10 protein-coding genes, 1 tRNA gene and 1 pseudogene are annotated in these 9,983 nt (G+C 63.4%); all 12 read left to right on the plus strand.

Annotated elements, in window-relative coordinates; translation table 11 throughout:
• The first annotated feature begins 15 nt into the window (after positions 1-15).
• Positions 16-486, plus strand: a complete 471-nt coding sequence (locus KNW02_RS14420; protein WP_431356760.1) for a cupin domain-containing protein — start codon at positions 16-18, stop codon at positions 484-486.
• Positions 486-1,724 carry a flavin-dependent oxidoreductase gene (locus KNW02_RS14425; protein ID WP_216033986.1) on the plus strand — a complete coding sequence of 413 codons (1,239 nt, stop codon included), beginning with the start codon at positions 486-488 and terminating at the stop codon, positions 1,722-1,724. The genes KNW02_RS14420 and KNW02_RS14425 overlap by 1 nt, the downstream gene beginning before the upstream one ends.
• Before the next feature lie 403 nt (positions 1,725-2,127).
• A tRNA-Arg gene (locus KNW02_RS14430) sits at positions 2,128-2,204 on the plus strand.
• Between the two features lie 625 nt (positions 2,205-2,829).
• On the plus strand, positions 2,830-3,792 hold the full coding sequence (locus KNW02_RS14435) for an ArdC family protein (RefSeq protein ID WP_216033987.1): 963 nt from the start codon (positions 2,830-2,832) through the stop codon (positions 3,790-3,792).
• Entirely contained in the window at positions 3,789-4,184 is a 396-nt protein-coding gene (locus KNW02_RS14440) for a DUF2958 domain-containing protein (protein ID WP_216033988.1), read from the plus strand. Before KNW02_RS14435 ends, KNW02_RS14440 begins: the two co-directional genes overlap by 4 nt.
• A gap of 124 nt (positions 4,185-4,308) precedes the next feature.
• On the plus strand, positions 4,309-6,447 hold the full coding sequence (locus tag KNW02_RS14445) for a Spo0J and enkurin domain-containing protein (RefSeq protein WP_216033989.1): 2,139 nt from the start codon (positions 4,309-4,311) through the stop codon (positions 6,445-6,447).
• A 97-nt stretch (positions 6,448-6,544) separates the two neighbouring features.
• On the plus strand, positions 6,545-6,850 hold the full coding sequence (locus KNW02_RS14450) for a hypothetical protein (RefSeq protein WP_216033990.1): 306 nt from the start codon (positions 6,545-6,547) through the stop codon (positions 6,848-6,850).
• A 413-nt stretch (positions 6,851-7,263) separates the two neighbouring features.
• Complete coding sequence (locus KNW02_RS14455) at positions 7,264-7,428, plus strand: hypothetical protein (protein ID WP_009450567.1); 165 nt, start codon at positions 7,264-7,266, stop codon at positions 7,426-7,428.
• A gap of 197 nt (positions 7,429-7,625) precedes the next feature.
• The gene (locus tag KNW02_RS14460; RefSeq protein ID WP_216033991.1) at positions 7,626-8,174 is read left to right on the plus strand and encodes a hypothetical protein; all 549 of its coding nucleotides are present in this window, start codon (positions 7,626-7,628) and stop codon (positions 8,172-8,174) included.
• Positions 8,175-8,239: 65 nt separating this feature from the next.
• The gene (locus KNW02_RS14465) at positions 8,240-8,656 is read left to right on the plus strand and encodes a hypothetical protein (RefSeq protein WP_216033992.1); all 417 of its coding nucleotides are present in this window, start codon (positions 8,240-8,242) and stop codon (positions 8,654-8,656) included.
• On the plus strand, positions 8,649-9,293 hold the full coding sequence (locus tag KNW02_RS14470; protein ID WP_216033993.1) for a DUF8835 domain-containing pootine: 645 nt from the start codon (positions 8,649-8,651) through the stop codon (positions 9,291-9,293). Before KNW02_RS14465 ends, KNW02_RS14470 begins: the two co-directional genes overlap by 8 nt.
• Positions 9,294-9,441: 148 nt before the next feature.
• Positions 9,442-9,831 (plus strand): annotated as a pseudogene (locus tag KNW02_RS14475) (hypothetical protein); the annotation flags it as partial.
• Positions 9,832-9,983 lie beyond the last annotated feature (152 nt).

Below are 9,983 nucleotides of genomic sequence, written 5' to 3' on the forward strand. Positions count from 1 at the left end.
CTGGGAGGATTCGACATGACCATGACCGCCGGGATTACCCGCGCCATCGAGGGGATGGACGGAATAAGCTGGAACATCCTCGGGCAAATCTATGTTCCGAAACAGCTTTCCGAACAATCCTTCTCGTGGCATGCGACCTTTCCGAAGGGCACCTTCGTGCCGCCCCATATTCATCCGACACAGGATGAATTCCTCTATATCCTCGATGGTTGCTTCGATTTCCTGCTGGACGGGGCCGAGCGGCGGGCCGTGCCGGGCGATCTGGTGCGGCTGCCGATGGGCATTCCGCACGGCATCTTCAACAAGACCGACGCGGATGTGAAATGCCTGTTCTGGGTGTCGCCCGCGCGCCGGCTTTATGACCTGTTCTGGGCGCTGCACAACCTCGGCCCCAGCCCGAACCCGGCCGAGGTGGTCGCTGTCTCGGCCGCCCATGAGGTCGATTTCCTGCCCCCGCCCGAGGATAGCGGCACGGAGGACGGGTGATGCGGGTCCTGATTGCAGGGGCGGGGATCGGCGGGCTGACCACGGCGCTGATGCTGCACGCCCGCGGCATCCCCTGCCGGATCTGGGAGGCCGCCCGCGAGGTCCGCGAGATCGGCGTCGGCATCAACATCCTGCCCCATGCCATTGCCGAACTGGACCGTCTGGGCCTTCTCGACGCGCTGGACCGGGTGGCGGTGCGCACCTCGCATCTCTACTACTACACCCGCCGGGGGCAGGAGGTCTGGAACGAGCCGCGCGGCCTGCTGGCCGGCCATGACGTGCCGCAGTTCTCGATCCATCGCGGCCGGTTGCAGAAGGTTCTGCATGATGCGGTGATCGCCCGGATGGGGCCGGATGCGGTGCGCTGCGGCCGCCGCCTCGCCGGTTTCGTGCAGGACGAGGGCGGGGTCACCGCGCAATTCGTCGATGCGGCCGAGGGCGGCGCCGCCGATGTCGCCCGCGGCGACGTGCTGATCTGCGCCGACGGCATCCATTCGGCCGGGCGGCGGCACTTCTACCCGGATGAAGGCGCCCCGTCCTGGAACGGCGTCTCGATGTGGCGCGGCGCCGCCCTGGCCCCGCCCTGGCGCGATGGCACGGTGATGGCGATCGGCGGCGGTTTCGGGGCCAAGCTGGTGCTGTATCCCATCGCCCCGCCCGAAGCCGATGGCCGGCAGCTGGTGAACTGGGTGGTGAACGTGCGCACCAGGGATCCGGCCGTCAGCCCGCCGCCGCCCGACAACTGGTCGCGCAAGGTGGCGCTGGCGACGGTTCTGCCCCATGCCCGGCGGTTCAGCCTGCCCGGCTATGACATCGACGCCCTGGTCCGCGCGACGCCCGAGATCTTCGAATACCCGATGGCCGATCGCGATCCGCTGCCGCGCTGGACATTCGGGCGGGTGACGCTGCTCGGCGACGCGGCGCATCCGATGTATCCGGTCGGCTCGAACGGGGCCAGCCAGGCGGTGCTGGACGCCCGCTGCCTCGCCGATGCGCTGCGGCTGCAGCCCCATCCCCGGGCCGGCCTCTGGGCCTATGAGGCCGAGCGGCGCCCGAAGACCGCCGAGGTGGTCCATCAGAACCGCAAGGGCGGCCCGGAAGGCGTGATCGACGCGGTCGAGAAGTTGGCGCCGGCGGGTTTCGAGGATATCGACGCGATCCTGTCCTATGCCGACCGCGAGGCACTGGTCGGTGGATATGCGAAGATGGCGGGCTTTTCGGTCGTCCCGCGGGACTGACTTACCCATTGCGTCAGCCCTCCGGCCCGGCTATGGAGGCGTCGGGCACCCGTAGCTCAGCTGGATAGAGTGTCGCCCTCCGAAGGCGGATGTCAAGTCTGGTGATGGCTGCTGGTGTTGGAAGAAAGAAGTGACTAAACAATGGCTTGAGCGAATGTCGGGTTCGCTCTTCCTGTCGACGAAAAACTCGCGTAAGCATGGCGTAAGCACCTCGCGAACGGTATGCACCCGTAGCTCAGCTGGATAGAGCGCCGCCCTCCGAAGGCGGTAGTCAAGTCCGGTGAAGGCTGAAGGCGTTTGGAAAAGGTACTGATTTAACAATGGCTTGAGCGAATATCGGGTTTGCTCTTCAAGAAGCCAAAAAACTCGCGTAAGCATGACGTAAGCACCTCGCGAACGGTATGCACCCGTAGCTCAGCTGGATAGAGCGCCGCCCTCCGAAGGCGGAGGCCAGAGGTTCGAATCCTCTCGGGTGCGCCATTTTTCCCATAAAAATCAAAACATTATCAATTCCCTCTTTTTGAGAGATGTTGCTTACGCGGCAAATCCACGTAAGCATGGATGCTCATTTATCTTTCTATAACAATATCTTGGACCTGATTCTGTTCTGCCTTGATCTCAAGCGAGCGTCTCGGCAGCCATCGTGTTCGCGATTATGGGCTGCACGCCTCTGTAAGCCAGGCCAGTAGCCACCGGTGGATCTTGCTGGACCGCCGCTTTTCCTCACGGCAAGCTTTCGCATTGTCCCTAACAGATGGGGCGTGGTCGCCAGATGATTCCCAAGCGGCGCAAAGGGTCGCCACCATTTCGAGAATATGGGTAGGGCGACCCGAACGGTCAGCGACGACTCCAACGCCTCGTGTGATCTTCGATTGAAAGCTGGAGGAAGACGTCAGCCATAGTCCGCCTTTGTGAGGGCTCCGCGCTCGTACAGAGGCCAGATATGGGGAAAGCCTTCCCCTGCGGCCGAGCCTTGGTCTCTGCCTACCCCTTCTGCGGGGAGACCCCGCAACGCCCCCTTCAGAGTGAGAGTGCGGACGGGTTTTCCGTGACGGGTTGAGGGCTGGAAGAGAGGCTTCCGGCGCCCGTCGCGGAGATTACACCGATGGCCAGACACGCTCACAGCCCCGCTGACGGTGGCGCGCGCAGCAACCTTTATGATGACATCACCAACAAGATCATCGCTGAGCTGGAGCAAGGCCGGCTCCCCTGGGTCCAGCCCTGGGGCGCGTCGCCCAATACCGCCCCGCTGGGCCTGCCGAGAAATGCTTCAACCGGCCGGTCCTATTCAGGCATCAATATTCTCATCCTCTGGGGCGCTGTCATCCAGCATGGTTTCCCCGGCCAGGCGTGGCTGACTTTCCGCCAGGCGCTTTCGCTTGGCGGAAATGTCAGGAAGGGCGAACGTGGCACCACCGTTGTCTATGCCGACCGTTTCACCCCCGAGGACGAGAAACGCCGTGCCCGCGAGACGGGTGAGGATGCGCATGCCATACCGTTCCTGAAGCGGTTCACGGTCTTCAATGCCGCACAATGCGATGGCCTGCCCGATGACATCACGGCAGTCGCGCCGCCACCGCCGCCGGGCCTGATCGAACCTCGGGTCGAGGCGCTGATCCATGCCACCGGCATCGACTTCCGCATTGGCGGCGATCGCGCCTTCTATATGCCGCCGCTCGACTATGTGCAGGTGCCGCCTCCGCAAGCCTATTTCGAGCCTATCAACTGGCACCGGACGGCCCTGCACGAGTTGGGTCACGCCAGCGGCCATCACAGCCGCCTCAACCGCGATCTGACCGGCTCGTTCGGCTCGAAGAAATACGCCTTCGAGGAAATGATTGCCGAGCAGGCTGCAGCTTTCAGCTGCGCCGCGCTCGGGATCGTGCCGACCGTGCGCCATGCCGACTACATCGGGTCGTGGCTGGAGGTCATGCGCGAGGATTCCCGCGCCATTGTCCGCGCGGCCTCGCAGGCCAGCAAGGCGGCAGACTGGCTGCTGTCGCATCTGCCTGCCGAGGACACCGGGGAGCCGGATGCGAGCGAAACCGACCGGAGGGCTGCGGCATGATCCTCCTGACCGGCGCACAGCGAGACCGCCTGCTGGCGAATGGTCGCCAGCGCGATCAGGATAACATCCCGGTCGTAAAGTTCTTCAATCCCATCGGTGAAGGCGTCTGGCTCGCTACCGAACTGGATGAGGATGACGACATCATGTTCGGCCTGGCGGATCTCGGCCATCCCGAACTGGGTTCGTGGAGCCTTGGCGAGATGCAGTCAGTCCGGCTGCCCTTCGGCATGGGCATCGAGCACGATCTGCTGTTCACCGGAGATTTCCCGATCTCGGTCTGGGCCGAGGCCGCCCGTGAGACCGGCAGCATCCGCGCCGCCGAGCGCCTGCTCTACCGCGTCGGCGCGAGCTTTTCCCGTACATCCGCCGATACAGAAAACCGGAGTGCCTGATTTCCGGGTTTCAGGTTCTGCGGCTGGCGTCGCTCTCTTCAGAGGAAGAGGGCGGCGCTTCGCTCCGTGACGGGCTGATAGCCGGAGAGAGAGGCTCACCGGCGTCCGTCATGGAGTCACTGACATGGCCACTGCCGTTCAGAAGATCACCCTGTCGTCCTCGCGCGACATTCCTTTCAACAAGCTGGTCCTCAGCCAGTTCAACGTCCGGCGCGTCAAGGCCGGGATCTCGGTTGAGGAACTGGCCGAGTCCATCGCCCGTCGCGGCCTGATCCAGTCCCTGCATGTCCGCCCGGTGGTGGATGCCGAGGGCAAGGAAACCGGCATGTTCGAGGTGCCTGCCGGCGGCCGCCGTTTCCGCGCGCTCGAACTGCTGGTCAAGCAGAAGCGCCTCGCCAAGGTCGCGCCGGTTCCGTGCGTGGTGTCGGAGGCCAGCGCCGACGTGCTGATCGACGAGGTTTCGCTCGCCGAGAATATCGAGCGCGCACCGCTGCATCCGCTCGACCAGTTCCGCGCCTTCCAGGCCATGCGCGACAAGGGCATGACCGAGGAAGCGATCGCTGCTGCCTTCTTCGTGGACGCCAAGGTGGTGAAGCAGCGCCTGCGTCTGGTTTCCGTCTCCCCGACCTTGCTCGACGTCTATGCCGAGGACGGCATGACGCTGGAGCAGCTCATGGCTTTCAGCGTCAGTTCTGACCACCCCCGGCAGGAGCATGTCTGGGAAGGGATCAAGGATGGCTGGCAGAAAGAACCCTACCACATCCGCCGCCTGCTGACCGAAACCACGGTCCGCGCCGCCGACAAGCGGGCAGTGTTTGTCGGTATTGCCGCCTATGAAGAGGCTGGCGGTTGCGTCCTGCGTGATCTTTTCCAGCAGGACGATGGTGGCTGGCTGCAAGATCCGGTGCTGCTCGACCGGCTGGTGGGCGAAAAACTGAAGGCCGAGGCCGAAGCCATCGCCGCGGAGGGCTGGAAATGGATAGAGGTCGCCATCACCTTTCCCTATGGTCACGATCATGGCCTTCGCCAGATTGTCGGCACCACGGTCGATCTGAGCGAAGAGGAACGCGCCACCCGCGAGGCATTGCGCGACGAATATGAGCGGCTTGAAGCGGAATATGGCGAGGCCGACGAACTGCCGGACGAGATCGACGCCCGCCTCGGTGAGATCGAGCAGGCGCTGGAAACCTTCGAGCGCCGTCCGATGACCTTCGAGCCGGACCAGATCTGCATGGCGGGTGTCTTCATCAGCATCGACGCCGATGGCGCATTGCTGATCGAGCGCGGCTATGTTCGCGCCGAGGATGAAACGCCTGCGGAACCGGAAGCTGAAATCGTTGACCCGGAAACCGGCGAGGTGATCCAGCGGGCAGAACCGGAGGTAAGCCGCATGGGTGCAGTTATCACGTTGGGCGGCCAGGCGGTCGAAATTGAGGAGGAAGACGAGGCCGACACCATCAAGCCGCTGCCCGATCGCCTGGTCAGCGAGCTGACCGCGCATCGGACGCTGGCGCTGCGGGATGCGGTGGCAGTAAGCCCGCATGTCGCTATGACGGCACTGCTGCACAGGCTGGTCATGGATTGCTTCATGCCGCATTCCAGCCGCGGTTGCCTCGAAGCACAGGTCCGCGAGGTGCATCTGCCCGCGCAGGCCGATGATCTGCGCGACAGCGCTTCGGCCAAGGCGATCCAGGACCGGCACGAACGCTGGGGCGATCATATCCCGGCAGATGATGCCGCACTCTGGGATTGGCTGACCGATCTGGACGATGGTTCGCGCATGGATCTGCTCGCCCATTGCGTCAGCTTCGGTGTCAACGCGCTCTATGAAAAGCCCAACCCTTACAGCGGCGCGGGCGTCAGCCAGCACGGGCTGGACATCCGCCTGTCACAGGCTGACCGGCTCGCCCGTTCGACCGGCCTCGACATGGTGGCCGTGGGTTGGCGACCGACTGTTGGCAACTATCTCGGCCGCGTGACCAAGCCGCGTATCCTTGAAGCCGTGCGCGAAGGGGCCGGCGACCGGGCCGCCGATCTGATCGGACATCTCAAGAAGGGCGACATGGCCAAGGAGGCCGAACGCCTGCTTGCCGATTCCGGTTGGTTGCCTGAGCCGCTGCGCATGGTGGACGATGGTATCGAAGTCGATCCGGCATCGGGCGCTGCGGCGGAAGCCGACGATCTGCCCGATTTCCTTTCCGGCGATGGCGAGGACGACCCGGCTGACGACGAGGAAGAACAGCATATGGTCGCTGCTGAATAGCACTCATGCGGGGCGGCTTCGGTCGCCTCGTTCCAACCGCTCCGTTTCCGTAACTCGCCCGGTCCTCGTGATCGGGCTTTTTCTTTGGAGAGCCGCCATGCCGATCAGTATCGACATCGATCAGATTTTTCTGGACGACCGCGAACATCCCCCTTCGGATCGAACCTTACCGTGGACCGAAACCTGCGATGGCATCACTGTTGTCGTGGAGCCAAAGCCTCACTGGGCCGAAGACATGCGGGTGTTCCGGCTCGATGCCCGTGAGTATTGCCGCTACGCCGAGTGGGCAGCTCATGGTGCTCGTGCCCGTTTCTTCGGTCATATCGATACCTCGGGCGATGATCTGATAATGAAGGCGCGCGCGATGATCGCCCGAGAAATTGCCGATGGGCTTTGGACCTGAAGACCCGATCGCAGGGTGCCTGGCCGTGAGGATGGGAGGTCTGCACCGGACGTGTCCAATCCGGCTTCACCATGCAATCCGTCATTCCCATCAGGACAAGCGGCAGCCATCTCTGGCCTGAAGTGAACACGATCCTGATGCCAGCATGGTGGCAAGGCTGGCGCGGCGGGGCATCTGCGGACATCCGGCTCCAGTCTGATGCAAAGCCCCACCCCCGCTTCCATTCGCAAACCTTGGTCCGATCCGTCTCTTTGACAATCAACCCGTGAAGGGTCGGCTTACGCGCGCGTGCCGCCCTCGGGGATTCGGAAAAAGTCCGAACGCCCGAGGGTGATTGCAGATCCGGTCAGACACTTCGGGCGCCTGTCGCGCGGGGGATGGTCCCCCGCCTCCAAAGACAGGAGCCGGAACCCATGTCCTATGCAGATGCCACCGCCTTCGCCGCCAGCCTCGCCGCCACGCTGATGGTTTCGATCGTTGTGTTCCAGGCCGGAGACGGCACCCACGCCGCTTGCCCCGCCGCCGAGTTCGACGGCGACGACGACATGGTGAAGCTGGAGCTGGACCCGTGGGAGTAAGGCGCGAAAGCGCCTCATCCCCGACGGCCCGAGCGCGGCAGCCCGCGCTTCGGGCCTTCAGCCTTGCGATGATCCCCATCGCCGGCAGCGGAACCGGGAACAAGCCCGGTCAGAGAGGAAGAGTGCGGGCCGTTCGGCCGTGACGGGTTGAGGGACGGAGAGAGAGGCTCACCGGCGCCCGTCATGGAGTGATCCCGATGACCTTTGCCCGTTCCGAAACCTTCCGTTCCATCGGTCAGATTCTGGCTGCCGATGTTCTGCCCGCGCTTTATCGAGCGCAAAAGCTGCCGCTGCGCATCTCTTGCCTGGGCGTCGCCAGCTATGACGCCAATGACGCGGCGAACAGCTTCGACCGCATGATCCCGCTTGGGGAATGCCCGTCACCGGAAGAGGCCATCCAGGCCGCAGCCTTGCGCGTGGCGCGCGGTGATATTTGCACGGGGCCGGACAGCTTCCCGTATTTTCAGCCGCGCATCATGCTCATTCAGGATCGGGATCAGCGCCTGGTCCTCGTCGGTGAAATCCGCGCCGGCATTATCCTCTGGCAACAGCCAGTCGCATCCGATGCCGAGGCAAGCAGGATCGTGACCGAGGCCAGCCGCCTGCGCGGTATGGCCTTCAGGGCCTCGGATCCCGGTGATGCGAGACGGCTGCGCTACCGTGCCGCTGCGCTGGAGGCCCGGTTGGTCGATCCCTTCTGGCGAGAAACCTCGGCCGATCTGCTCCGCCTGCCGCAGGCCGCCTGAGCTTCACCCTTTCCATCTCATTCGGCTCGGCCATACGCCGGGCCATGTCATGTCCGGAGACCGTCATGGCCGACTATTACACGCATTTTTCCTGCCTCCTCGACGTAGGCACCCCCGAAAACGCCGCCCGCGCGCTCGATCTCTACAACGCTCTGGCGGATGACAATGCCGCCGAAGATCCACCCTCGGATGGCTTCTTGCTCTCCATCCAGCCTGAACATGGTGGCACACAGCTCTGGATGCGCGACGACATCACCGGCGATCCCGAGCATCTCGTCCAATTCGTCAAACGCTGCGCTGCCGAGTTTGGCCTGAGCGGATTATGGGGTTTTCAGTACGCAAACAGCTGCTCGAAACCGCGCATCGACGGGTTTGGCGGCGGGGCGCATGTCCTCGATCTCGCCACCGGCGAAACCGTGGACTGGATCTATACCGATGGCTGGCTTTCCTCGGTTCTGGAAGGGAGAGACCCCTATGCCTGAGGTCATCGAAACTACCGTCTATCGCCTCAACGAATTGTCTGATGCGGCAAAGGACAAGGCCCGTGCCTGGTATCGTGAGGGCGGCTTCGACTATGACTGGTACGATGCCGTCTATGAGGATTTCCAGCGCATCGCGGAAATCCTCGGGTTGAACCTCAAGACCCGCACCGTCCGGTTGATGGGCGGCGGCACCCGGCAGGAACCCTGCATCTGGCACCTAGGGTTCTGGTCGCAAGGTGACGGTGCCTGCTTTGAATCCGGGTATTCCTACCGCAAACATGCGCCGCACCGGATCCGGGAATACGCCCCGCAGGACACCGAACTGCATCGTATCGCCGATGCCCTTCAGGCGATCCAGCGCCGCAACTTCTATCAGCTTCGCGCCGATGCCAGCCATCGCGGTCATTATTACCACGAATACTGCATGGCGATCTCGGTCGAGCGAGACAGCCCGACCTGGCAGGACATGACCGCCGATGCCGAGGAGACGATCATCGAGGCGCTGCGCGATCTGGCTCGCTGGCTCTACCGCCAGCTTGAGCGCGAATATGACTATCTGTCTTCGGACGAGGCGGTCGATGAAACCATCGCCGCCAACGAATACACTTTCACCGAAGCCGGTCGCCGCTTCGGCTGATGACGACAAGCGCCCCGCCATCCGGTCGGGGCGCTTTTTTCATGCAGCCGTTTGAGAGGGAGAGGTGGGCCGGAAGGGGTTGAGTCCGGGCGGTCGAGAGAGCGCGCTGTCCGGGCTCTTCCGTTTCTGCTCTCCTGAGGTTTCCGACATGAACATGGTGTTTCCCGTGGCCGATCCGGTCACGCCGCTGGCGGTTGCGCCCGCGATCCTGCCTGCGGCCAATCTTTTGCTCCCCCATCTCGAACGCGGTCAGCGCGTCGATGCCGTCACGTTGCGCCGTGCTATGGAAACGGCCTTCGGCGCGTCCGATGCCACAGGTGCCTGGGACTGGAAGCTGGCCTATGAGGCGTGCGAAGTCGCTACCGTCCTCTTCCTGCGCAAATACGGAAAGGCGCTTTTCCGTAAAGCCGCATCTCCGGCTGCACGGATTTCCGTGCTGGCAAAGATCGCGGGACTGCTGCCCACGCAGACCCGGCGATCCGAGGAAAGTCAGAACTTCCAGCAGTTCAGCACGCCTCTGCCATTGGTGTTGATTGCCACTGAGAATTGACCCGGCAACCGCCGAGATATGCGCGAAAGTTGGTGATGCCTGATCAGGCGGCGGTTTGAAGTTGGCGGAGGCCATCGCGGAATTCAATCCCCTGGATGATCTCGGGCAGGCGGTTCTGGCCATCAAGCTTGCGCCATTTC

This window comes from Paracoccus marinaquae, from assembly GCF_018860165.1.
Classification (GTDB): Bacteria; Pseudomonadota; Alphaproteobacteria; order Rhodobacterales; family Rhodobacteraceae; genus Paracoccus; species Paracoccus marinaquae.